General features: G+C 71.1%; 22 protein-coding genes and 2 pseudogenes. 14 read left to right on the forward strand and 10 right to left on the reverse strand.

Features of this window, described 5'->3' with window-relative positions:
* Positions 1-15: 15 nt before the first annotated feature.
* Genes ACFY1J_RS40580 through ACFY1J_RS40610 form a run of 7 tightly spaced genes read left to right on the forward strand, consistent with a single transcriptional unit; the run spans position 16 to position 5,277 of the window.
* Positions 16-1,098, forward strand: coding sequence for a SchA/CurD-like domain-containing protein (locus ACFY1J_RS40580; protein ID WP_390712063.1), 1,083 nt, complete (start codon positions 16-18; stop codon positions 1,096-1,098).
* Between the two features lie 51 nt (positions 1,099-1,149).
* Positions 1,150-1,620 carry a cupin domain-containing protein gene (locus ACFY1J_RS40585; protein WP_390732981.1) on the forward strand — a complete coding sequence of 157 codons (471 nt, stop codon included), beginning with the start codon at positions 1,150-1,152 and terminating at the stop codon, positions 1,618-1,620.
* A complete protein-coding gene (locus ACFY1J_RS40590) occupies positions 1,617-2,885 on the forward strand; it encodes a beta-ketoacyl-[acyl-carrier-protein] synthase family protein (protein WP_363300689.1) in 1,269 nt (422 codons plus the stop codon). The genes ACFY1J_RS40585 and ACFY1J_RS40590 overlap by 4 nt, the downstream gene beginning before the upstream one ends.
* Positions 2,882-4,132: a ketosynthase chain-length factor gene (locus tag ACFY1J_RS40595; RefSeq protein WP_390712061.1), complete on the forward strand. Its 1,251-nt coding sequence runs from the start codon at positions 2,882-2,884 to the stop codon at positions 4,130-4,132. Before ACFY1J_RS40590 ends, ACFY1J_RS40595 begins: the two co-directional genes overlap by 4 nt.
* 60 nt (positions 4,133-4,192) lie before the next feature.
* Positions 4,193-4,450: an acyl carrier protein gene (locus ACFY1J_RS40600; protein WP_263210185.1), complete on the forward strand. Its 258-nt coding sequence runs from the start codon at positions 4,193-4,195 to the stop codon at positions 4,448-4,450.
* A gap of 1 nt (position 4,451) precedes the next feature.
* Positions 4,452-4,931: an SRPBCC family protein gene (locus ACFY1J_RS40605; protein WP_390712059.1), complete on the forward strand. Its 480-nt coding sequence runs from the start codon at positions 4,452-4,454 to the stop codon at positions 4,929-4,931.
* A gap of 22 nt (positions 4,932-4,953) precedes the next feature.
* On the forward strand, positions 4,954-5,277 hold the full coding sequence (locus tag ACFY1J_RS40610) for a TcmI family type II polyketide cyclase (protein WP_263210182.1): 324 nt from the start codon (positions 4,954-4,956) through the stop codon (positions 5,275-5,277).
* 84 nt (positions 5,278-5,361) lie between these two features.
* On the opposite strand, the gene ACFY1J_RS40615 is transcribed toward ACFY1J_RS40610, so the two are convergent.
* The 3 genes from ACFY1J_RS40615 to ACFY1J_RS40625 are packed head-to-tail and all read right to left on the reverse strand — an operon-like array spanning position 5,362 to position 8,465.
* Entirely contained in the window at positions 5,362-6,390 is a 1,029-nt protein-coding gene (locus ACFY1J_RS40615; protein WP_390732982.1) for a methyltransferase, read from the reverse strand.
* Between the two features lie 41 nt (positions 6,391-6,431).
* Entirely contained in the window at positions 6,432-7,490 is a 1,059-nt protein-coding gene (locus ACFY1J_RS40620) for a nitrous oxide reductase family maturation protein NosD (RefSeq protein WP_390712057.1), read from the reverse strand.
* Between the two features lie 60 nt (positions 7,491-7,550).
* Positions 7,551-8,465 carry an aminoglycoside phosphotransferase family protein gene (locus ACFY1J_RS40625; protein WP_390712056.1) on the reverse strand — a complete coding sequence of 305 codons (915 nt, stop codon included), beginning with the start codon at positions 8,463-8,465 and terminating at the stop codon, positions 7,551-7,553.
* A 25-nt stretch (positions 8,466-8,490) separates the two neighbouring features.
* Between ACFY1J_RS40625 and ACFY1J_RS40630 the strand changes: the two genes are divergently transcribed.
* The 3 genes from ACFY1J_RS40630 to ACFY1J_RS40640 are packed head-to-tail and all read left to right on the forward strand — an operon-like array spanning position 8,491 to position 11,018.
* Positions 8,491-9,117, forward strand: a complete 627-nt coding sequence (locus ACFY1J_RS40630) for a rhomboid-like protein (protein ID WP_390712055.1) — start codon at positions 8,491-8,493, stop codon at positions 9,115-9,117.
* A gap of 9 nt (positions 9,118-9,126) precedes the next feature.
* The gene (locus ACFY1J_RS40635; RefSeq protein ID WP_390732983.1) at positions 9,127-10,533 is read left to right on the forward strand and encodes an NAD(P)/FAD-dependent oxidoreductase; all 1,407 of its coding nucleotides are present in this window, start codon (positions 9,127-9,129) and stop codon (positions 10,531-10,533) included.
* Positions 10,534-10,535: 2 nt separating this feature from the next.
* Positions 10,536-11,018 carry a GNAT family N-acetyltransferase gene (locus ACFY1J_RS40640; RefSeq protein WP_390712053.1) on the forward strand — a complete coding sequence of 161 codons (483 nt, stop codon included), beginning with the start codon at positions 10,536-10,538 and terminating at the stop codon, positions 11,016-11,018.
* 58 nt (positions 11,019-11,076) lie between these two features.
* Here the strand turns inward: ACFY1J_RS40640 and ACFY1J_RS40645 are convergent.
* Together ACFY1J_RS40645 and ACFY1J_RS40650 are read right to left on the reverse strand one after the other, a co-directional pair.
* Positions 11,077-11,991, reverse strand: a pseudogene (locus ACFY1J_RS40645) (zinc-binding dehydrogenase); the annotation flags it as partial.
* A 62-nt stretch (positions 11,992-12,053) separates the two neighbouring features.
* A complete protein-coding gene (locus tag ACFY1J_RS40650) occupies positions 12,054-13,214 on the reverse strand; it encodes an FAD-dependent oxidoreductase (protein WP_390732984.1) in 1,161 nt (386 codons plus the stop codon).
* A gap of 131 nt (positions 13,215-13,345) precedes the next feature.
* Between ACFY1J_RS40650 and ACFY1J_RS40655 the strand changes: the two genes are divergently transcribed.
* Positions 13,346-14,020 (forward strand): pentapeptide repeat-containing protein, encoded by a 675-nt coding sequence (locus ACFY1J_RS40655; protein WP_390712051.1) that lies wholly within the window; start codon positions 13,346-13,348, stop codon positions 14,018-14,020.
* A 111-nt stretch (positions 14,021-14,131) separates the two neighbouring features.
* Here the strand turns inward: ACFY1J_RS40655 and ACFY1J_RS40660 are convergent, their stop codons facing one another.
* On the reverse strand, positions 14,132-14,632 hold the full coding sequence (locus ACFY1J_RS40660; RefSeq protein ID WP_390732991.1) for a hypothetical protein: 501 nt from the start codon (positions 14,630-14,632) through the stop codon (positions 14,132-14,134).
* Between the two features lie 76 nt (positions 14,633-14,708).
* On the opposite strand from ACFY1J_RS40660, the gene ACFY1J_RS40665 reads away from it, so the two are divergent.
* On the forward strand, positions 14,709-16,121 hold the full coding sequence (locus tag ACFY1J_RS40665) for a M1 family metallopeptidase (RefSeq protein WP_390732985.1): 1,413 nt from the start codon (positions 14,709-14,711) through the stop codon (positions 16,119-16,121).
* Between the two features lie 37 nt (positions 16,122-16,158).
* Here the strand turns inward: ACFY1J_RS40665 and ACFY1J_RS40670 are convergent, their stop codons facing one another.
* The 3 genes and pseudogenes from ACFY1J_RS40670 to ACFY1J_RS40680 form a co-directional block, all read right to left on the reverse strand.
* Positions 16,159-17,721, reverse strand: coding sequence for a M4 family metallopeptidase (locus ACFY1J_RS40670; RefSeq protein WP_390732992.1), 1,563 nt, complete (start codon positions 17,719-17,721; stop codon positions 16,159-16,161).
* Between the two features lie 315 nt (positions 17,722-18,036).
* Positions 18,037-18,597: pseudogene (locus ACFY1J_RS40675) on the reverse strand (GNAT family N-acetyltransferase); the annotation flags it as partial.
* Between the two features lie 77 nt (positions 18,598-18,674).
* Entirely contained in the window at positions 18,675-19,250 is a 576-nt protein-coding gene (locus ACFY1J_RS40680; protein WP_263210162.1) for a TerD family protein, read from the reverse strand.
* A 172-nt stretch (positions 19,251-19,422) separates the two neighbouring features.
* On the opposite strand from ACFY1J_RS40680, the gene arfB reads away from it, so the two are divergent.
* Complete coding sequence (gene arfB / locus ACFY1J_RS40685) at positions 19,423-19,851, forward strand: alternative ribosome rescue aminoacyl-tRNA hydrolase ArfB (RefSeq protein ID WP_363298403.1); 429 nt, start codon at positions 19,423-19,425, stop codon at positions 19,849-19,851.
* Positions 19,852-20,105: 254 nt separating this feature from the next.
* Positions 20,106-20,396: a hypothetical protein gene (locus tag ACFY1J_RS40690; protein ID WP_390712049.1), complete on the forward strand. Its 291-nt coding sequence runs from the start codon at positions 20,106-20,108 to the stop codon at positions 20,394-20,396.
* A gap of 167 nt (positions 20,397-20,563) precedes the next feature.
* On the opposite strand, the gene ACFY1J_RS40695 is transcribed toward ACFY1J_RS40690, so the two are convergent.
* Positions 20,564-21,148 (reverse strand): flavin reductase family protein, encoded by a 585-nt coding sequence (locus ACFY1J_RS40695; protein ID WP_390712048.1) that lies wholly within the window; start codon positions 21,146-21,148, stop codon positions 20,564-20,566.
* Between the last annotated feature and the right edge of the window lie 167 nt (positions 21,149-21,315).

Below are 21,315 nucleotides of genomic sequence, written 5' to 3' on the forward strand. Positions count from 1 at the left end.
GGAGATGTCCGCAGGATGACCACTACGTCTGAGCGTGTTTCAGAAACGCTGTCGCGGCACGTGTCGAAAGTCTCCCAGTCCGTGTTCGACGGCTCCCGGCTGCGGGTCGTCCTGCTGGTCGACGTGTACGACGGAGCCCAGCAGCAGTTCCTGGAGGCCTACGAGCAGCTGTGCAACCAGGTTGCGTCCGTGCCCGGCCATGTCAGCGACCAACTCTGCCAGTCGATCGAGAATCCATCCCAATGGCTCATCACGAGTGAGTGGGAAAGTGCTCCGCCGTTCCTCGCCTGGGTGAACAGCGAGGAACACGTGCGGATGGTGCAGCCGCTGCACAGCTGCGTCCGGGACACCCGGTCGCTGCGCTTCCACATCGTCCGCGAGACCGGCGGCGAGGCGGCGGGCACCAGGGCGGCGCAGCGCCGGCTGCAGGCCCAGCCGCGGATCGGCGACGGCGTGATCCGCCACGCGCTGACCTTCACGGTCAAGCCGGGCAGCGAGCCGGAGGTCGCGAAGATCCTCGCGAACTACGCCTCGCCCGAGGCCCGGGTCGATGCCGGCACGCGGCTGTGCCGCACCTCCCTGTTCATGCACGGCAACCGGGTCGTCCGGGCCATCGAGGTGCGCGGCGACCTGCTCGCGGCGCTGCGTCACGTGGCCCGGCAGCCCGAGATCCGTGCCGTGGAGGAGGCCATCAACCCGTATCTGGAGCAGGAGCGGGACCTCAACGACCAGGAGTCGGCGCGGGTCTTCTTCACCCGGGCGGCGCTGCCCGCCGTCCACCATGTGACGGCGGACGAGCTGCACGACGGCGAGCGGCACGCGCTGTACTACCCGGCGAAGCCCGGCGACGGCATGCGGCTGGCCGAGCTGCTCGCCCAGCACGACGAGGCGGCGGCGGAGGACCCGGCGAGCCCGGTCCTGCGCAGCACGATCTTCCAGCGTGACGACGTCGTGGTGCGGCTGGTCGATGTGCGCGGCGCCGCCGGTGCCGATCCCGCCCTGCCGGAGTTCGCGCAGGCCGGCGAGCTCAAGAAGCTCCTCTACGGCGCCGCGGTCCGTATGGACCTCATCACCGACCGCCGTTCGCCGGACGCCTGACCCGGTGGCCCCGCCCCTATGCCGACGCAGCACACCCATCGGAGGAACGTCGTGATCAAATCCCGTCCGAGAATCGTGGACCTCAGCGAGGTCGAGCCCAATGTCCGGCGCGGCGGTGATCTGCGCGCCATGCTCACCCCGACCACGGTGGGATCGACCAGCGGTTTCATGGGAGTGGCCATCGTGCAGCCCGGCGACCGCATCGCCGAGCACTACCACCCCTACTCCGAGGAGTTCGTGTACGTCGTCTGCGGGCGGCTGGAGGTGGACCTGGACGGCGAGCCGCAGCCGCTGCAGCCGGAGCAGGGCCTGATGATCCCCGCCCACATGCGGCACCGCTTCCGCAACGTGGGCAATGTGGAGGCGCGCATCGTCTTCCACCTGGGCCCGCTGGCGCCGCGTCCGCAGCTGGGTCATGTCGACACGGAGGAGACCGAGGTCATCGGTGCCGCCGCGGTCGTCACGGAGGGAGCCGGGGCGGACGCCGACCGCACGGCCGACCGAGGTCGGGTCCGGTCATGACCCGGCGCGTGGCGGTCACCGGCATAGGCATCGTGGCTCCGGGCGGGATCGGCGTACCGGCGTTCTGGGATTTGCTCGCCAACGGCCGGACCGCGACGCGGGGCATCACGTTCTTCGACCCGACAGGCCTGCGTTCGCAGATAGCCGCGGAGTGCGACTTCGACCCCGTGGCGCACGGCCTGGACGCCGAGCAGATCGAGCGGGCGGACCGGTACATCCAGTTCGCCCTGGTGGCCGGGGACGAGGCCGTCCGGGACTCCGGACTCGACCTCGCCGGGGAGAACCCCTGGCGGGTCGCGGTCTCCCTGGGGACCGCGGTCGGCGGCACCACCCGTCTGGAGCACGACTACGTCCTGGTCAGCCACCGAGGGCAGCGCTGGGACGTGGACCACCGGGAGGCGGAACCCCAGCTGCACCGGGCGTTCTCGCCCAGCACCCTGGCCTCCGCGGTGGCGGAACGCTTCGGCGCGCAGGGGCCGGTGCAGACCGTCTCCACGGGCTGCACCTCGGGCCTGGACGCGGTCGGATACGCCTTCCACACCGTCGAGGAGGGTCGGGCCGACATCTGCATAGCGGGCGCGTCGGACTCGCCGATCTCACCGATCACCATGGCGTGCTTCGACGCGATCAAGGCCACGTCGCCGAACAACGACGACCCGGCACACGCTTCCCGGCCCTTCGACAACAACCGTGACGGGTTCGTCATGGGCGAGGGCGGCGCGGTGCTCGTCCTGGAGGAGCTGGAACACGCGCGGGCCCGAGGCGCGCACGTGTACTGCGAGCTCAGCGGCTACGCCACCTACGGCAACGCCTACCACATGACCGGCCTGACCAGTGAGGGCCTGGAGATGGCCCGGGCGATAGAGGTCGCCCTCGACCACTCCCGGCTCGACGGCTCCGCGATCGACTACGTCAACGCGCACGGCTCGGGCACCCGGCAGAACGACCGCCACGAGACGGCGGCCGTGAAGCGGGCGCTCGGAGAGCACGCCTACGGCACGCCCATGAGCTCCATCAAGTCCATGGTGGGGCACTCCCTCGGGGCGATCGGCGCGATCGAGGTCGTGGCCTGTGTGCTGGCGCTGGCCAAGCAGGTCGTGCCGCCGACCGCGAACTACGAGACCCCCGACCCCGAGTGCGACCTGGACTACGTCCCGCGCGTCGCCCGCGAACGGAAGCTGGACAGCGTGCTCTCCGTGGGCAGCGGGTTCGGCGGGTTCCAGTCCGCGGTGATCCTGACCCGTCCCAGGGAGAAGGCACGATGAGCGCACCCCATGAACGGCGCGCGGCCATCACCGGCATCGGTGTGGTCGCGCCCAACGGAACCAGCACCGACACCTTCTGGAAGTCCACCCAGGAAGGGCTCAGCGTCCTCGACCGGATCACCCGCGAGGGCTGTGAGCAGCTGCCGCTGAAGGTGGCCGGCGAGGTCCGCGCCTTCGACCCGGCGGCGGCGGTCGAGGAGCGCTATCTCGTCCAGACCGACCGGTTCACGCACTACGCGATGACCGCGGCCGACCTGGCGCTGGACGACGCCCGGCTCGGGCCGGCCGACACCGCCGACGCGCCGTTCTCCATCGGCGTGGTCACCGCGGCCGGCTCCGGCGGCGGCGAGTTCGGCCAGCGGGAGCTGCAGCGACTGTGGGGAAAGGGAAGCCGGTTCGTCGGCCCGTACCAGTCCATCGCCTGGTTCTACGCCGCCAGCACCGGTCAGATCTCCATCCGCCGTGGTTTCAAGGGCCCGTGCTCGGTCGTGGCGGCCGACGAGGCGGGCGGTCTGGATGCCGTCGCCCATGCGGCGCGGGCCGTGCGGCGCGGCACCGACGCGATCGTGGCCGGTTCGACCGAGGCGCCGCTGGCCCCGTACTCGATGGTCTGCCAGCTCGGCTACGAGGAGCTGAGCACCGTCGACGACCCGAGCCGGGCCTACCGTCCGTTCACCACAGCGGCCTGCGGATTCGTGCCCGCCGAGGGCGGCGCGATGCTCGTCGTGGAGGCGGCGGACGTGGCGCGCGAACGGGGCGCCCGGGTCCGGGCGCTCGTCGCGGGACATGCGGCGACGTTCACCGGGGCCTCCCGCTGGGACGAGTCCCGGGTGGGGCTCGCCCAGGCCGTGCGGGGAGCCCTGGACGAGGCCGGCTGTGCCCCCGAGGAGATCGACGTCGTCTTCGCCGACGCCCTCGGGGTGCCGGCGGCGGACCGCGCCGAGGCGCTGGCCATCGCCGACGTCCTGGGCGGGCACGGCAGACGGGTGCCGGTCACCGCGCCGAAGACCGGCGTCGGCCGGGGCTACTGCGCCGCGCCCGTGCTGGACACCGCTGCGGCCGTGCTCGCGATGGAGCACGGACTGATCCCACCCACCCCCAACGTGTTCGACGTCTGTCACGACCTCGACCTCGTGACCGGCCGCGCCCGCGCCGCCGAACTGCGCACGGCGCTGGTCCTCAGCCGGGGACTCATGGGGTCCAACTCGGCGCTGGTGCTCCGGCACGGCGCCGCCGACGCCTCGTAGCGGGGCGCCTCGTCGCGGGGAGCGCCGCAGCACTGCCTCGCAGCAAAGGAGAGGAACCGCATGACTGCCCAAATCACCGTGGAAGAACTGGCCGGGCTCATGAAGAAGGCGGCCGGGGTCACCGTCGCCCCGCAGGACCTGGAGCAGCAGAGCGACGTGGGCTTCGACGTCCTCGGCATCGACTCGCTCGGCCTGCTCGGCATCGTCGGCGAACTGGAGAACCGTCACGGCACGCCGATGCCGCCGGACGCGGAGCGCTGCAAGACCCCCCGGCAGTTCCTCGACCTCATCAACAGCACTCTCATGGCAGGAGCCTGACATGGCCGGACACACGCAGAACGAGATCACCATCGCCGCCCCCCTGGACCTCGTCTGGGACATGACCAACGACCTGGACAGGTGGCCGCAGCTGTTCAGCGAGTACGCGGCATGCGAGGTCATCTCCCGGGAGGGCGCCAGGACGACCTTCCGGCTGACCATGCACCCGGACGAGAACGGCACCGTGTGGAGCTGGGTCTCGGAGCGGGAGCCGGACCGCGACACCCTCACGGTCAGGGCCCGTCGGGTCGAGACAGGGCCCTTCGCGTACATGAACATCCACTGGCAGTACGAGGAGGTGCCCGCGGGCACCCGGATGGTGTGGACGCAGGACTTCGAGATGAAGCCGGACGCCCCGGTCGACGACGACTGGATGACCGACAACATCAACCGGAACTCCAAGGTCCAGATGGCCCTGATCCGGGACAAGATCGAGAAGGCCGCCGCCGGACACCGGCCCGCGCCGGCCCTGGCCGACTGAGCCGGACGGAGGACACAGTCCGATGCACCAGGCCCTCATCGTCGCCCGTATGGCCCCGGGTTCGGCCCCCGACATCGCCAAGGTGTTCGAGGAGTCCGACCGGGGAGAGCTGCCGCACCTCGTCGGTGTCGTGCGGCGCAGCCTCTTCCAGTTCGGCGATGTGTACATGCACCTCGTCGAGTCCGAGCGCGAGCCCGGCCCGGCCATCGCCAAGGTGACCGAGCACCCCGAGTTCCGGGACATCAGCGAGCGGCTGTCGGCGTACGTCAGCGCGTACGACCCGCAGACCTGGCGCTCGCCGAAGGACGCCATGGCCCGCCGCTTCTACGTCTGGGAGCGCCCCTGAGCCGTCCGGTCCCCCAAAACGGCCACCGGTCGCCGGGCCCGCAGCGTCGCGGGCCCGGCGACCGGTGGTCTGCAGGGTGTGCCCTCACCCCGGTACGTGGCAGTCGAACGCGTGCAGATAGGGGTTGACCGGACGCATGTCGTCGACGACCAGGCCGGCCGCGGTCAGCCGGCCCACCATGCTGTCGGTGGTGTGCTTCGCCCCGCCGACGTTGAGGAGCAGCAGCAGGTCCATCGCGGTGCTGAACCGCATCGACGGGGTGTCGTCGACCAGGTTCTCGATCACCACGACGCGCGTTCCGGGGCCGCCGGCCCCGATGACGCCCCGCAGCGTCCGCGCAGTGCTCTCGTCGTCCCACTCCAGGATGTTCTTGATGATGTAGACGTCGGCCTTGACCGGGATCGCCTCGCGGACGTCGCCGGGCACGATCCGGGCGCGGTCGGCGAGGTCACCGCCCTTGCGCAGCCGCGGCACGGCGTTCTCCACCACGCGGGGCAGGTCGAGCAGACTGCCGTGCATCGAGGGGTACTTGTCCAGCAGACAGGCCACCACGTGCCCCTGGCCGCCGCCGATGTCCGCGACCGAGTCGCTGCCCGACAGGTCCAGCAGGGCGGCGACATCGCGCGCCGACTGCTCGCTGGACGTGGTCATCGCCCGGTTGAAGACGTCGGCCGACTCCGGGGCGTCCTCGTTGAGGTACGCGAAGAACTCCTTGCCGTACAGGCCCTCGACGACGTTGCCGCCGGTGCGCACCGCCTCGTCCAGCTTGGGCCAGGCGTCCCAGGTCCACGGCTCGGTGCACCACAGCGAGATGTAGCGCAGGCTGTTCGGGTCGTCCTCGCGCAGCAGCCGGGACATCTCGGTGTGCGCGAACATGCCGTCCGGCCGCTCGGCGAAGACGCCGTAGCAGGACAGGGCCCGCAGCAGCCGGCGCAGCGGCTTCGGCTCGGTCTTCACCGCGGCCGCGAGGTCCTCCACGGCCATCGGGGCCAGCCCCAGGGCGTCGGCGACCCCGAGCCGGGCGGCCGCGCGGACGGCGGCGGCACAGGCCGCGCCGAACACGAGCTCTCTGAGCCGCATGGACGGCGGTGGGGCGGTTTCAGCGGTCGTCATGTGCCGCCTTCCTTCCTTGGATGTACGCGGGGGTACGGCGGTCAGCACAGCCCCGAGGGCTTGGAGGCCGCGCAGGAGTTGCCCTGGAAGGTGTTGTTGGCCTTGCTGGTCTCCTGGTTGACCAGGTCGGCCGGGGCGTTGCCCTTCAGCGTGTTCTCGCTGATCCGGTTCCGCTCGCTGGTGACGCCCACGAAGCTCTTGAACAGCACGATGCCGCCCGACAGCGGGGACCGGCCGGAGTTGCCCGTGACCAGGTTCCGGTTCACCTTGGTGTTCTCGACCCCGGTCAGCACGATGCCGGAGCCCTGGAGCGCGGGCAGCCGCGGGGTCTTGGGGCAGGACTTGTTGTTGGAGGCGACCACGTTGTCCGCCACCGTCAGCGCCCCGGCCCGCGGCAGGTTCTCGTCGCCGACGACGAACACGCCCGCGCAGTTGCCGGTGACGTAGTTGCCCGTGACGGACAGGTTCCGCAGGCGCCGGACGGTCAGGCCGATCCGGTTGCCCTCCATGCGGTTCTGCTGGACGACCGTGCCCCGGGTGTCCGTGGCGCCCTGTTCCTTCGAGATGGTGTTGGCCAGGAACAGGCCCGCGTCGCCGTTGTTGCGCACGTAGTTGCTCCGGAACACACCGCGCACCGACTGCTCCTGGGCGATGCCCCAGACCCCGTTCCCGACCGCGTACACCTTGCGCACGGTCAGTGCGTCGGTCGCCCGGCCGAGCACCCCGGTCTTGGCGAAGCCGGTCACGGTCAGGTGGGAGACGGTGACGCCCTCGACGGCGCGGTTCGCCGCGCCCGTCACGCAGATGCCGTTGCCGCCCTTGGCACAGCTGTTGGAGGCCTTGGCGGCGGGCTCGATCACCGTGCTCGGGCCCATGCCGCGCAGGGTCAGCCGGGACGTGCTCACGGTGACGCTCTCGTGGTACGTGCCGGGAGTCACCAGGACGGTGTCTCCCGACCGAGCGGCGTTCACCGCCTGCTGGATCGATTCCCCCGGGTGGACCAGGAGGGTCCTGGGTGCGGCGGTCGCCGGAGTGGCGCCGAGCCCCGTTCCGATGAGCGCGGCGGCGCACGCCAGATATGCGATATGGCATTTCGTCATATCCGGTACGCTATGGCCGATTAGTTGATAAACGTGGTGCATGGTCCGTCCGGCGGCGTGTCACCCGCGCAGCGCCCGCCCGATCTCCAGCTGCACCGCCTCCGGCGGGCGGCCGTCCTCGATCTCCCACAGGCAGTTCTGCAGCACCCGCCCCAGCGTCCACGCCCGCGCCCGCTCCCGGTCCAGCGCCAGCGCGTCGGTCAGCGCGTCGAAGCGCCGGACGGTCTCGCCCGGCTCGTAGCGGTTGTCGATCGCCGGCAGCAGCTCGAAGCCCGGATCGCCCGCGAGCGGCTTGGGGTCGATGGCCACCCAGTGCGCCCGTTCGGCCGCCAGGACGTTGTCGTAGTGCAGGTCCCAGTGCAGCAGCCGGTCCCCGGGCTCGCCCACGACCTCCCGCACGGCAGCCGCACAGTCCGCGAGGAGCCGCCGGTCGGCCGGATCGGGCACCCGCTCCAGCGCCCACGGCACCCGCTCCAGCATCGTCCGCGCGATGTCCCCGAGCCGGCGCAGCCCCGGCGGGGCCGCCGCGGCGGTCAGCCGCGCCAGCAGTTCGCCGATGACGCGCACGGCCTCACGCGTGTCCGGCAGGTCCGTCAGCGCCCGCGTCCCGTCCAGCCGTTCCAGCAACAGCGTGCAGCTGGGTTCGTCGTGCTCCAGCAGCCGCACGGCCCCGTCGCCGCCCCAGACCCGCAGCGCGAGCGGCTCGCCCTCGCTCTCGGCGTCCAGCGGCTGGAGCTTCAGCGCGGCCTGAGTCCGGTCGGCACGGACCACCGGAAGGACCAGCGCACACACCCCGTGCATGGCGGGCCCGTCGAGCCGCAGCTCCCACAGCCTCAGGAACTCCTCCGCCCGCCGGGGCAGGTCCGCGATGAACGCCCGCCCCGCCTCCCCGTTGAATTTCCGCTGTGAAGCCGCCAGCTCGCCGGGCACCTCGATCACTTTCCCGACGATACTGACGGATGTGAACCGGGTCATCGGATTTCGACGTGGGTTCCGGGCGGTGACGGCCTACGTCCGCAGCGCCCCGGGCACCTATGTCTGGCTGCTGGTCCTGTTCATCTCCACCGTCGCCCTGCACCACATGTCGCCGGCCTTCGAGCAGGACTTCCTGCGGCAGCGCTCCACCAACATCCACGAGCTGTCGCAGAACCCCGTACGGGTGCTGATCACCAGCGCCATGTGGATCGACGGCGGACACTGGGTGCCGTACGCGATCCTGTACTCGGTCTTCCACGCCCAGGCCGAACGCTGGATCGGCACCGCCCGCTGGCTGGCGGTGTGCGTGACCGCGCATGTGTTCGCGACGCTGATCAGCGAGGGCGCGCTGCTGAAGGCGGTCCGGGACGGGATCGCCCCGCACTCGGCGGTCAACACCCTCGACATCGGGGTGAGTTACGCGCTGGCCGGCGTTGTCGGGCTGCTCACCTACCGGCTCGCCGTGCCCTGGCGGCAGCTGTATCTGCTGGGCGTCCTGGTCTTCTACGGAATCCCGCTCTACACCGACCGCACCTTCACCGACTTCGGACACTTCGTCGCCGTCCTGATCGGTCTCGCCTGCTATCCGCTGGTCAGGGGTCGCGGAAAAGCATGGAATCCGAAGGAGACACTGGCCGCCCTCAGGGGTTAACGTCCGGCCATGAGCAGCACGGCAAGCAGTGTCGTCAACGGTGGCATCTCCTTCTGGTTCGCGGACGACGGCCTCCCGGAGGTCCGGGAGCCGCTGCCCGGTGACGCGACCGCCGACGTCGTGATCGTCGGCGGCGGCTACACGGGACTGTGGACCGCGTACTACCTCAAGAAGGCCGCCCCCTTCCTCCGTGTCACCGTCCTGGAGCAGAAGTTCTGCGGCTACGGCGCCTCCGGACGCAACGGAGGCTGGCTCTACAACGGCATCGCGGGCCGCGACCGGTACGCGAAACTGCACGGCCACGAGGCCGCCGTGCGGTTGCAGAAGGCGATGAACGACACCGTCGACGAGGTCGTCGCGGTCACCGCTGCCGAGGGCATCGACGCCGGCCTGCACAAGGGCGGGGTGCTGGAAGTGGCGACCACGCCCGCGCAGTTGGCGCGGCTGAAGGCCTTCCACGAGCACGAGCTGTCGTACGGCGAGAAGGACCGTGAACTGTACGGCGCCCGCGAGACGCGCGAGCGGATCCGGGTCGCCGACGCCGTGGGCTCCACCTGGACCCCGCACGGCGCCCGGCTGCACCCGGTGAAGCTGCTCAAGGGGCTCGCGGCGGCCGTGGAGGCACTCGCCGTCACGATCCACGAGTCGACCCCGGTGACCGAGATCCGCCCGATGCACGCCGTGACCCCGTACGGCACGGTCCGCGCCCCCTACGTCCTGCGCTGCACCGAGGGCTTCACGGCGAACCTGAAGGGCCACCGGCGCACCTGGCTGCCGATGAACTCGTCGATGATCGCCACCGAGCCGCTCACCGACGAGCAGTGGCAGAGCGTCGGCTGGGACGGCCGGGAGACCCTGGGCGACATGGCGCACGCCTATATGTACGCCCAGCGCACCGCCGACGGCCGGATCGCGCTCGGCGGGCGCGGAGTGCCGTACCGCTTCGGCTCGCGCACGGACAACGACGGGCGGACGCAGGAGGCGACGATCGAGGCGCTGCGGGAGATCCTCGTCCGGTTCTTCCCGGCCCTGGCCGGTGTCCGCATCGAGCACGCCTGGTCCGGGGTGCTCGGGGTGCCGCGCGACTGGTGCGCGACGGTCACCCTGGACCGCTCGACCGGCCTCGGCTGGGCGGGCGGATACGTCGGCTCGGGCGTCGCGACCACCAATCTCGCCGGGCGCACCCTGTGCGACCTGGTCCAGCAGGACTCCGGCCAGGGCGGCCGCACCGAGCTGACGGACCTGCCGTGGGTGGGCCACAAGGTGCGCAAGTGGGAACCCGAGCCCTTCCGCTGGCTCGGCGTGCAGGGCATGTACGCCACCTACCGCACCGCCGACGAGCGGGAGCGCCTCCACCCGGGCTCGGAGTCGTCACGGCTGGCCAGGATCGCCGACCGGGTGGCGGGACGGCACTGACCATGATCCGCACCGCGATTCCTTCGGACATACCTGTCATCCACGCCCTGATCCGCGAACTCGCCGAGTACGAGAAGGCCCCGCAGGAGGCGAGGGCGACCGAGGAGCAGTTGCGCTCCGCCCTCTTCGGCGAGCGTCCCGCCGTCTTCGCGCATGTGGCGGTGGACGAGGCGACCGGCACGACGGTCGGATACGCCCTGTGGTTCCTGAGCTTCTCCACCTGGCGCGGGGTCCACGGCATCTACTTGGAGGACCTGTACGTCCACCCCTCGGCCCGCGGCGGCGGCCACGGCCGGGCGCTGCTCGCCGAACTGGCGCGGATCTGTGTGGAGCGCGGCTACGAGCGCCTGGAGTGGTCGGTCCTGGACTGGAACCGCCCCGCGATCGGCTTCTACGAGGCGCTCGGCGCCCGCCCGCAGGACGAGTGGACGGTGTACCGGCTGACCGACGGGCCACTGGCCGAACTGGGCGGGTCAGAGCGCTGACTCGGGCACGGGCGCGTTCGCGGGAGCCTCGTGCGTGGGCGGCTTCGACGTGACCATCCACCTTCCCGACCGTGCCGCGCCCCTCCAGGGCCCGGTGCGCGGCGGCCGCCTCGGCGAGCGCATGCAGTTCGAGGGTGCGTAGGGGGTTGGGGCCACCCGCCCGCCGCAGCATCGCGGGGCCCAGGACCTGCTCGGAGACGCCCTCGACGACATGTCCCCGCCCGGCGGAGATCCCCTGCGCGGACCAGCCGAAGACGAGGTGCTGCCCGCCGGGCCCGAGCAGGGCGACCGCCTCGCGGGCGACATCGCCGCCGACCCCGTCGAAGACGACGGTCGCGGACCGTCCGCCCAGATACGCGCGGACCCGCTCCGGCCATGCCGCGTCCCGGTGGTCGACGGCGAGGTCGGCCCCGTTCCTCCGCACCCGCGCCACCTTCTCCGGGCCGCCGGCGAGACCGATCACCGTGGCACCGGCGTTCTTGGCGTACTGCACGAGCAGCGTGCCGATGCCGCCGGCCGCCGCCGGGACGACGGCCACCGAGTCCGGCCCCAGCTCGGTGAACCGCACGATTCCCAGCGCCGTACGCCCCGTGCCGATCATGGCGACGGCCTGGGCGAAGTCGAGGCCGTCCGGTATCTCGTGCAGCCGCTCGGCGTCGGTGACGGCAAGTTCGGCGTAGCCGCCCGGGGCGAAGCCGAGATGGGCGACCACCCGCCTGCCGAGCCATCGCTGGGGCGTGCCCGTGCCGAGGGACTCGACGACACCGGCGACCTCGCGGCCCGGGACCGTGGGAAGCGGTGTCGGGGCGGGTGCCGGCTCCTGCACGCCGTCCCGCAGGGCGGTGTCGAGGAGGTGGACACCGGCCGCGGCGACGGCGACACGGACCTGGCCGGGGCCCGGCACGGGGTCCTCGACCCGCTGGTAGGTGTGGTTCTCGGCCGGGCCGAAGGCGTGCAGGCGGATGGCGTGCAGGGGGACCCCATCGACGTGTCGGTCGCTTACTGTGTCCGTCGTCCGGGGTCCAGCCTTCAACCTCAAGCATGTTTGAGGTCAAGGGCGTGCCGGCCGAGGGCCAGCGACACGGCGGTCAGGGCGCTGTTGAAGGACACCTCCGACAGCACACCGGGGGCGGCGACCTGGTCACCGGCGAGATACACGCCGTCGCCGCGGTCGATGGCGGGCCGGTCGCGCCAGCTGGTGCCGGGCAGGTCGACGGCACCGGTACGGCCGTTGGCGAGGGCCTCGCGCCGCCAGGTGACCCGCTCCCGCCACCCCTCGAAGGCGAGGTCGAGCAGCCGCTCGGCACGGGCGATGCCGTTGGCCCGGGACTCGCCGGGACCGATCGGGACCTGCCCCTGCACGAGCTGCTCACCGGCCGGGGCGAGTGAACGGTCCTGCGCGGTGAACCGCTCCAGCCACCCGGGTGCGTCGAGATCGGACACGGCGAAGGCGTCACCGCGCCGGGTGCGCAGGGCGAGGTCGATGAGGGCGGTACGGCCACCGGTCCAGGTCAGCGAGTCGTCCTTCAGCAGGCGCCGGGCCGCCTCCAGGGAGGTGGCGACGACCACGGGCGTATCGGTGGGCAGGGTGTCGACCCGGGACAGGGTCTCCATCCGCACCCCGAGGTTCCAGGCCCGTGCGGCCATCCGGTCGATCACGTTGGCCCAGCCACCACGCGGATAGTGCGCCTCCGGCGGCAACTTGGTGGCGCGGCGCAGACGTTGCTGCACGAAGGCGGCGGACAGGGCGCCCGGGTCGTGATGGAAGAGGGCGACGGCCGAATAGTTGGCGGCGGCGCGCGCCCCTTCCTCGCCCGCCTGCCGTGTCGCCCAGCTCATGAAGTCCTCGTCGACGGGCGCCTGTTGGGCGCTTCGCCGCAGCAGCTTGAGCATCGCGAAGGGCGGGGTGCGGCGCAGGACGCCGTGATGGCGCAGCCGCAGCCGGGCCGCCTCCAGGGGCGGCACCGGAGCGACCGGTCCTATGAGGTCGCGCTGCTTGAGCCAGACCCAGTGCGGGCCGCCGTTGTAGAGGGCGTGCGGCCCTTCGTTCGTGCGGTACGGGCCCTCGGCGGTTCGCGCCCGCCCGCCGAGGGTGTGGTGGGCTTCGTACACGGTGACCTTGGCGCCCGCCTCGGCGGCGGTGATCGCCGCGGTGAGTCCGGCGAGGCCGCCGCCGACGACGGTGATTCGTTGCATGGGCGGATGTCTCCCTCTGCTCGGGGTCGCCTCTTCTTCGCAGATATGACCGCCGGCGCCGCCGAAATGTGACATCGCCGGTGTTTGTGCAGGTCGGGGCGATTGTCAGTGGTGGGGTGCAGCATGGGGGCATGGCGAGGAGAGCGACGGGCGGGGCAGGGGTGCGGTCGGCGCGGCGGCCGGAGGTGCGGCTGCCGCCGCTGGAGGCGTATGCCGGGGGCGGGCTGGAGCCGGACGGGGACTACGACGGGGTGGAGTTCCGGGAGGCGGACTTCGCCGGGCAGGACGGCGGGGGCGCCCGCTTCATGGACTGCGCGCTGACAGGCTGCGCCTTCGACGAGACGCGACTGCACCACGCGCGCATCCTCGACACGGTCCTCACCGGGATAAAGGGGGTCGGCACATACCTCGCCGAGTCGACCCTGCGTGACGTCGAACTCGTCGACGCGCGGCTGGGCGGCACGCAGTTGCACGGTGCCGTGCTGGAGCGCGTGCTGATCCGCGGCGGCAAGATCGACTATCTCAACCTCCGCAGGGCGAAGCTCAAGGACGTCGTCTTCGAGAGCTGCGTCCTCGTCGAGCCGGACTTCGGGGACGCACGACTGGAGCGGGTCGAGTTCGTGGACTGCGCGCTGAAGGGGGTGGACTTCAACGGGGTGACACTGACGGACGTGGACCTGCGCGGGGTCGCTTCGCTGGACATCGCCCGGGGGGTGGGGCGATTGACCGGGGCGGTGATCAGCCCCGGCCAACTGGTGGATCTGGCACCGGTGTTGGCGGCGGAGCTGGGAATCCGGGTGGAATAGCCGGCCGTGGGGGTACCCCCTGCTCGTAGAGCTTGGGGGAGATTGAGGACGAGACCGTTCAGGCCGAAGCGGGGGGCTGGGGGCGGCAGCCCCCAGGACGGTCGGCGCAGCTCACGGCACCCGTGGAAAGCGAGCCTGCAGCGTCCAGATCGCCGGATTCTCGGCCAGAGCCTCGTGCAGGTCGGTCAGGTCGGCGAGCAGGTCGTGGAGGAAGTCCCGTGCCTCGCGGCGCAGTTCCGCGTGGGAGAAGGTGAGCGGCGCCTCCTCGGCCGGCATCCAGTCGGACTCGATGTCCACCCACCCGAAGCGCCGCTCGAAGAGCATCCGGTCGGTCGACTCGGTGAAGTCCAGCTCCGCCCGCTGCGGGCGCGCGGCGCGGGAGCCCGCCGGGTCCCGGTCGATCCGCTCCACGATGTCGCACAGCGCCCACGCGAAGTCCAGCACCGGCACCCATCCCCAGGCTGTGGACAGCTCCCGGTCCGTCTCGGTGTCGGCCAGATACACGTCCCCGCAGAACAGATCGTGCCGCAGCGCATGGACGTCCGCGCGCCGGTAGTCCGTCTGCGGCGGATCGGGGAAACGGTTGGAGAGGGCATAGCCGATGTCGAGCACGTACGTGATGGTGTCACGGCCGCATCCGGTCGCCGGCACGCCCCGACCGTCACCGGCGCCCCGTAGGATCTCTGACATGTCCAGATCCGCGCGCCTTGTCCCGGTCGCCGCCGGCGCCCTCGCCCTCCAGCTCGTCCTGACCGCGTGCGACGGCGGTGTGCACGGCACCCCGGGCGGCTCCGGCGTACACGACCCGTACTTCCCGAGGGCGGGCAACGGCGGATACGACGTCACCCACTACGACCTCACCCTCTCCTACGCCCCCGGCACCCACCGCCTCACCGGCAAGGCCGTGATCACCGCCCGTGCCACCGAGGACCTGTCCGCCTTCGACCTGGACCTGAAGGGCCTGGACGTCGAGGACGTCACCGTGGAGGGCAAGGACGCCCGCGTCAACCGCTCCGGCCAGGAACTGACCGTCCGCCCCCACGACGACGTGGACAAGGGGGAGACCTTCAGCACCACGGTCCGCTACTCCGGCACCCCGGAGAAGATCACCGACCCGGACGGCTCCGAGGAGGGCTGGCTGCGCACGGCGGACGGCGCGCTCGCCCTCGGCGAACCCACCGGCTCCATGGCGTGGTTCCCCGGCAACGACCACCCCTCCGACAAGGCGACGTACGACATAGCCATCACCGTGCCGAAGGGCCTGCAGGCCGTCTCCAACGGGGAGTTGACGAGCGAGCGGACCACGGGCGGCCGTACCACCTTCACCTGGCACACCGCCCAGCCGATGGCGACCTATGTCGCCACGGTCGCCGTCGGCCACTACGACATCACCCGCTACACCACCAAGAGCGGACTGCCCGTCTACGTCGCCGTCGACCCGAAGCAGACCGGGGCGAGCCGCAAGGTGCTGGCGAAGATCCCCGAGATCATGGAGTGGGAGGAGTACAACTTCGGCCCGTACCCCTTCTCCTCCACCGGCGCGATCGTCGACCGCCCCGACGACGCGGGCTATGCGCTGGAGACCCAGAACCGCCCGGTCTTCCCCGGCGCCCCGGACACCGGAACCCTCGTCCACGAGCTCGCCCACCAGTGGTACGGCGACTCCGTCACGCCGAAGAGCTGGCGGGACATGTGGCTCAACGAGGGCTTCGCGACGTACGCGGAGTGGCTGTGGGAGGAGGACCACGGCGGCGACACCGTGCAGCAGACCTTCGACGCGGTCTACAGCGGCGACCACTTCGACGACGCCGACCAGGCCAAGGCCGTCTGGGCCTACCCGCCGGCGAAGCCGTCCGACGCCGCGCACATCTCCGACAGCCCGGTCTACGAGCGCGGCGCCATGGTCCTGCAGAAGATCCGGCAGAAGGTCGGCGACGACACCTTCTACGACATCATCCAGGGCTGGGCGGCCGCCCACCGGCACGGCAACGCGGACACGGCCCAGTTCACGGCGTACGTCGAGAAGATGGCGCCGGACAAGAACTTCGGCGCCATCTGGGACGACTGGCTGTACGGGAACGGCAAGCCGGACCACCCCTGAGGGGCGGCCCGGCCTTCACCGGTCTGCGCTTCGCCGGTCAGTTGACGTTGACGCCCTTCCAGGCCGCCGCCACCGCGTTGTACTCGGCGCTGCCGGCCCCGTACAGGTCGCTCGCCGCCTTGAGGGTGCCGGTGCGCGCGCCCGCGTAGTCGGTCGACGAGGTGAAGTACGTGGTCAGGGCCTTGTACCAGATCTGGTAGGCCTTGGTCCGGCCGATGCCGGTGACCGTGGAGCCGTCGTAGGTCGGGGAGTTGTACGACACCCCGTTGATGGTCTTCGCGCCGCTGCCCTCGCTGAGCAGATAGAAGAAGTGGTTGGCGACACCCGACGAGTAGTGCACGTCGAGGCGGCCGACGCTGCGCGACCAGTAGTCGGCGGAGCCGCCGTCCTTGCTGGGCTTGTCCATGTAGCGCAGGGGCGTGCCGTTGCCGTTGATGTCGATCTTCTCGCCGATGAGGTAGTCACCGGGGTCGGAGGAGTTGTTCGCGAAGAACTCCACCGAGGTGCCGAAGATGTCCGAGGTGGCCTCGTTCAGGCCGCCCGACTCCCGGCTGTACTTCAGGCCCGCGGTGGCCGCGGTCAGGCCGTGGCTCATCTCATGGCCCGCCACGTCGAGCGAGGTGAGCGGGTCGGCGTTGCCCGCGCCGTCGCCGTACGTCATGCAGAAGCAGCTGTCGTTCCAGAAGGCGTTGACGTAGGCGTTGCCGTAGTGGACGCGGGAGTAGGCGGCCCTGCCGTCGCCCGCGATGCCGTTGCGGTTGAAGGCCGACTTGTAGAAGTCCCAGGTCACGGCGGCACCGTAGGCGGCGTCGACGGCGGCGGTCTGGCGGTTGGTGACCGTACCGTCGCCCCAGATGTCGTCGGCGTCGTGGAAGAGCGTGCCGGTGCCGCTCGTCCCGCCGTTCAGGTCGTACGTCGTGTGACCGCCGCGGCCGCCGTCGATCAGGTCGTAGCCGCCGGAGGCGGAGGCCGTGGTGCCCAGCGGCACGGTGCCGCTGTACCGGCTGGTGCCCGTGCCGGTGTCGATGGCCTCGTAGGAGTAGATCTTCTTGCCGGTGGCGGCGTCCGTGACGACGTGTATTTCGCTCGGAGTGCCGTCGTGCTGGAGGCCCTTGACCACGGACTCGTAGGCCAGGACGGGCTTGGTGCCGACGGCCCAGACGACCTTGCGGGCGGTGGTGGTGGCGGTGGTGGCCTCGGCGGAGCCGGCGGCCTTCAGCGCGGACTTCCTGGCGGCGGCGGGGGAGACGGCGGCGTCGGTGGACGCCACGGATATCCGGGCCTTGGTCGCCCTGCTGACGCCCTTGAGCGCGCCGCTCTTCGCCACGTGCGTGACCAGGTCGCCGCCCAGGACCGGCAGACCGGCGTACGTCCGCTCGTAGCGGGTGTGGACCGTGCCGTCCGCGTCCTTGACGACGTCCCGGACGACGAGTTTCTCCCGGGCGCCGAGCCCGAGTTCATGCGCGGTGGAACCGGCCGCGTCCTGCGCCGACTTGATGGCGGCGCTGCGGGCCGAGGCGGTGAGGGGGAGTGCGGTGGCGCCGGGCGCGTGCTCCGGGGCCGCGGTGGCGGCACCGTTCTGCAGGGCGAGGACGACCATCGCTGCCGAGCCGACGAGGGCGGCGGCGCGTACGGCGGTCCTGCGGGAGGTGCGTGGCTGCTGTCTCACTCGATCTCCTTCGAGCCGGCCTCGTGATCGAGGCACAGGTGATGCACAGGTGGGGCACAGCGTTGCGGCGGGCGAGGAGAGGGTGACACCTGCGACTGCCTGTTTGACAGGGAGCCGTCAAGAATTTACGTGTTCGTATCCGAAAGCCGTCGCTGTGGATCCGTTATGCGGACAAGCAGGGTCGCGTGAACTCCCCACTCGCACAGCGCACTTGATGCCCGAAGCGTCACACGAGGCTCAGAGGAAGGAGCCGTCCGGGTCGACGACGGCGACCCCGGCCGCGCGGCGGGGCGTGCGCAGCTCCTTGCGCAGTACGGCGCAGGGGCGGCCCAGCTGGAGGTCCTTGCGGTGGCCGATGACCTCGTAGCCGAGGGCGGTCCAGAAGGCCAGTCCCTTGGGGTTGTTGTCGAGGACGGCGAGACGCACGGCCGTACGGCCCGCGGCGCGGAACCGGTCCTCGACGAGCGTGGCCAGGCGGCGTCCGTACCCGCGGCGCTGCGCCGCCGCGTCGACCATCAGCAGCCCGATCCAGGGATCCGGGTCGGCTGGATCGGGGTGGTGCGCAAGGGTGATCGCCAGCCCGACCAGCTGCCCCTCGCTGCGCGCCAGCAGCACCTCGATGTCCGGGTTCGCCATCTCCACGGCGAGTGCCGCCGCCACCTGCTCCGGCCGGATGTCGTCCGGGTCCGGGAAGTCGCCGCTCAGGGCCTGGAAGTCGCGGTTGGAGGCGTGCAGCGCGGTGAGTTCGGTGAGTACGGGGCCCGGGATGTCGTGGTCGGGCGTGAGGCGGAGAGGATCGAGGATCACAGGGTGAACCTAGCGCGGGAACCCCGGAGCCCCCAGCGGTTTCCCGGCTGGGGGCTCCGGCAGGGCAGGGGACCGGCTCAGACGCTGACGCCGAAGTCCTGGGCGATGCCCACCAGGCCCGAGGCGTAGCCCTGGCCGACCGCGCGGAACTTCCACTCGGCGCCGTTGCGGTAGAGCTCGCCGAAGACCATGGCCGTCTCGGTGGCGGCGTCCTCGGACAGGTCGTAGCGGGCGATCTCGGCGCCGCCGGCCTGGTTGACGATGCGGATGTAGGCGTTGCGGACCTGGCCGAAGTTCTGGCCGCGGTTCTCGGCGTCGTAGATGGAGACCGGGAAGACGATCTTGTCGATGTCGGCCGGGAGGCCGGCGAGGTTGACGTTGATCGCCTCGTCGTCGCCGGCGCCCTCACCCGTGCGGTTGTCGCCCGTGTGGACGATCGTGTTGTCCGGGGTCTGCTTGTTGTTGAAGAAGACGAAGTGGGCGTCCGAGAAGACCTTGCCCTGCGTGTTGACCGCGATGGCGGAGGCGTCCAGGTCGAAGTCCGTGCCGGTGGTGGTGCGGACGTCCCAGCCGAGGCCCACGGTGACGGCGGTCAGGCCCGGAGCCTCCTTGGTGAGCGAGACGTTGCCACCCTTGGACAGGCTTACAGCCATTGTTGGGAGTCCCTTCCCTAGTTTCTGTGTGCACGAAGCTACCGTCACCCCGGAGAACGCCGGGAGGGGTCCCCATGGTTCCGGTTCCCTTTACCTTTTTTACCAAGCTGGAGACATTCAGGCCGCGAAATACGGATGACGTGGACCGGACAGAGCAGGGAACATGGGACGCATGTCCGGTCCTCACGTCATCCGCGGCTCCGTCCTCCTGCCCGAGGCGGAGCTCATGTGGCGTTTCTCGCGGTCGTCCGGGCCCGGCGGACAGCACGTCAACACCAGTGACTCCCAGGTGGAGCTGCGCTTCGACCTGGCGAACACCGAGGCCCTGCCCGAGGTGTGGAAGCGGCGCGCGCTGGAGCGGCTGGCCGGGCGGCTCGTCGACGGTGTCGTCACGGTCCGCGCCTCCGAGCACCGCTCCCAGTGGCGCAACCGCGAGACGGCCGCCGTACGCCTCGCGGCGCTGCTCGCGGAAGCCACCGCCCCCCCGCCCAAGCCCCGCAAGCCGACCCGCATCCCACGCGGCATCAACGAACGCCGGCTGAGGGAGAAGAAGCAGCGGTCGGACACCAAGCGGGGGAGATCGGGCCGCGACTGGGGGTGAGCGCTGCGGCATGGCGCGCGCCGGCGTGGCGAGTACCTCTGCGACGCCTGCCTGTGCGACGCCGTTGGGATGGCGTCTGTCTGCGGGGCGTCTGCCCGCGCGGCGCCGTTGCCTTTACGGCGTCCGCCGCATGGCGCGAGTCTCGTATGGCGCCCGCTGTACGGCGTCTGTTCGCACGGGGCCTGCCGCACGGCGCCTGTCCGTCCGCGCGGCGCCTGCCTGTGCGACGCCGCTCCGAGTGTCGCCTTTCCGTGGTGCCTGACCGCGTGGCGCTGCTCGACGTCCTCGACCCGGACGTGGTGGCCCGCACCGATGCCGGGGTGACCACGGGCGCGGCGGCGGTCGCGGCCGGCGCGACGCGCTTCGCGCGTCTGGCCCGGCTCGCCCGCCCGGCCCTCGCCGACGGCGCGACGGGCCTCGTGGTCCTGGCCGACGGCCGCCCGGAACGTGCCTTGACCTTCACCTTCGTACGCGACCGCATTGCCGTCATCGACATCGTGACCGACCCGGGCCGGGTGTCTGCCCTCGACATCGGCCTCGACTAGCTAAGAGCCGGATCCGAATGCCGAGGGCGGCTTACGAATTCCGGGGCGCGACTTCTTCGGGGCGGGCTGTCATCCGGGCACGTTCGCTGGGTCGGTCAGGAAGGTTCCATCGAATTTCCGCGGCCCCTTCCGTCCCCTGACTTCCGCCCGTGACTTCCGTCCCCCGATTACCCCAACTGCCGGTAGCGGCCCCGGAAATAGAGCAGCGGCCCCCCGTCCGCGCTCCGCATCCCGGCGGTCAGCACGCGGCCGATCACCAGGGTGTGGTCCCCCGCCGTCACCCGCTGCTCGGTCCGGCACTCCAGGGTCGCCAGGGCGCCGCCCATCAAGGGGGCGCCGGAGACCTCGCCGCGGACGTATGCGAGGTCCTCGAACAGGAGCCGGTCGCTGATGCGGCCCTTCATGGCGAAGCGGCCCGCGATGTGCCGCTGGCTCTCGGAGAGGACGGAGACCGCCCACATGGGCTGTTCGTCGAGCAGGTCGTCCATGCGGGAGCCGTTGCGCAGGCTGACCAGGACCAGCGGCGGGTCAAGGGAGACCGACAGGAAGGCGGTGGCGGTCATGCCGACGTCCTCGCAGCCCGGCGCCAGGGGGTCGTCCGGGTCCAGCGGCGGCTCCTGCGCCGTCACCAGGACCACGCCCGCGGCCAGCCGGGACATGGCGGCCCGGAACTCGTCGTTGCTCACCCCCTCAGCATGCCCGGGGGCGGCCGTGGCGGTGGGGGAAGGCAGGGCGGAGGGAGTGTTCAGCACGCCGGAAACGCTAATCTCCGGTCCGTGCGCGTCGCATCGGGCCCCGGTCCGAGGTGGGTCCTAGGACCAGGGTCGTGCATCATGTCCCCACACCCGCAAAGCATGCGTTCAGTAAGCCCACAGGGAAAACGCAGAAACTCCACTCAATTGCTCACGTTCTCCTGTGA

It is taken from the genome of Streptomyces sp. NPDC001406 (genome assembly GCF_042895285.1).
In the GTDB taxonomy this organism is placed as follows: Bacteria; Actinomycetota; Actinomycetes; order Streptomycetales; family Streptomycetaceae; genus Streptomyces.

What these genes read in the sequence shown, in the direction of transcription:
- ACFY1J_RS40580 (WP_390712063.1), top strand. Translation starts at nt 16, where the DNA reads ATGACCACTACGTCTGAGCGTGTTTCAGAAACGCTGTCGCGGCACGTG.
- ACFY1J_RS40590 (WP_363300689.1), top strand. Translation starts at nt 1,617, where the DNA reads ATGACCCGGCGCGTGGCGGTCACCGGCATAGGCATCGTGGCTCCGGGC.
- ACFY1J_RS40595 (WP_390712061.1), top strand. Translation starts at nt 2,882, where the DNA reads ATGAGCGCACCCCATGAACGGCGCGCGGCCATCACCGGCATCGGTGTG.
- ACFY1J_RS40600 (WP_263210185.1), top strand. Translation starts at nt 4,193, where the DNA reads ATGACTGCCCAAATCACCGTGGAAGAACTGGCCGGGCTCATGAAGAAG.
- ACFY1J_RS40605 (WP_390712059.1), top strand. Translation starts at nt 4,452, where the DNA reads ATGGCCGGACACACGCAGAACGAGATCACCATCGCCGCCCCCCTGGAC.
- ACFY1J_RS40610 (WP_263210182.1), top strand. Translation starts at nt 4,954, where the DNA reads ATGCACCAGGCCCTCATCGTCGCCCGTATGGCCCCGGGTTCGGCCCCC.
- ACFY1J_RS40615 (WP_390732982.1), bottom strand. Translation starts at nt 6,390, where the DNA reads ATGACGACCGCTGAAACCGCCCCACCGCCGTCCATGCGGCTCAGAGAG.
- ACFY1J_RS40620 (WP_390712057.1), bottom strand. Translation starts at nt 7,490, where the DNA reads ATGACGAAATGCCATATCGCATATCTGGCGTGCGCCGCCGCGCTCATC.
- ACFY1J_RS40625 (WP_390712056.1), bottom strand. Translation starts at nt 8,465, where the DNA reads ATGACCCGGTTCACATCCGTCAGTATCGTCGGGAAAGTGATCGAGGTG.
- ACFY1J_RS40635 (WP_390732983.1), top strand. Translation starts at nt 9,127, where the DNA reads ATGAGCAGCACGGCAAGCAGTGTCGTCAACGGTGGCATCTCCTTCTGG.
- ACFY1J_RS40640 (WP_390712053.1), top strand. Translation starts at nt 10,536, where the DNA reads ATGATCCGCACCGCGATTCCTTCGGACATACCTGTCATCCACGCCCTG.
- ACFY1J_RS40650 (WP_390732984.1), bottom strand. Translation starts at nt 13,214, where the DNA reads ATGCAACGAATCACCGTCGTCGGCGGCGGCCTCGCCGGACTCACCGCG.
- ACFY1J_RS40655 (WP_390712051.1), top strand. Translation starts at nt 13,346, where the DNA reads ATGGCGAGGAGAGCGACGGGCGGGGCAGGGGTGCGGTCGGCGCGGCGG.
- ACFY1J_RS40665 (WP_390732985.1), top strand. Translation starts at nt 14,709, where the DNA reads ATGTCCAGATCCGCGCGCCTTGTCCCGGTCGCCGCCGGCGCCCTCGCC.
- ACFY1J_RS40670 (WP_390732992.1), bottom strand. Translation starts at nt 17,721, where the DNA reads ATGGTCGTCCTCGCCCTGCAGAACGGTGCCGCCACCGCGGCCCCGGAG.
- ACFY1J_RS40680 (WP_263210162.1), bottom strand. Translation starts at nt 19,250, where the DNA reads ATGGCTGTAAGCCTGTCCAAGGGTGGCAACGTCTCGCTCACCAAGGAG.
- arfB (WP_363298403.1), top strand. Translation starts at nt 19,423, where the DNA reads ATGTCCGGTCCTCACGTCATCCGCGGCTCCGTCCTCCTGCCCGAGGCG.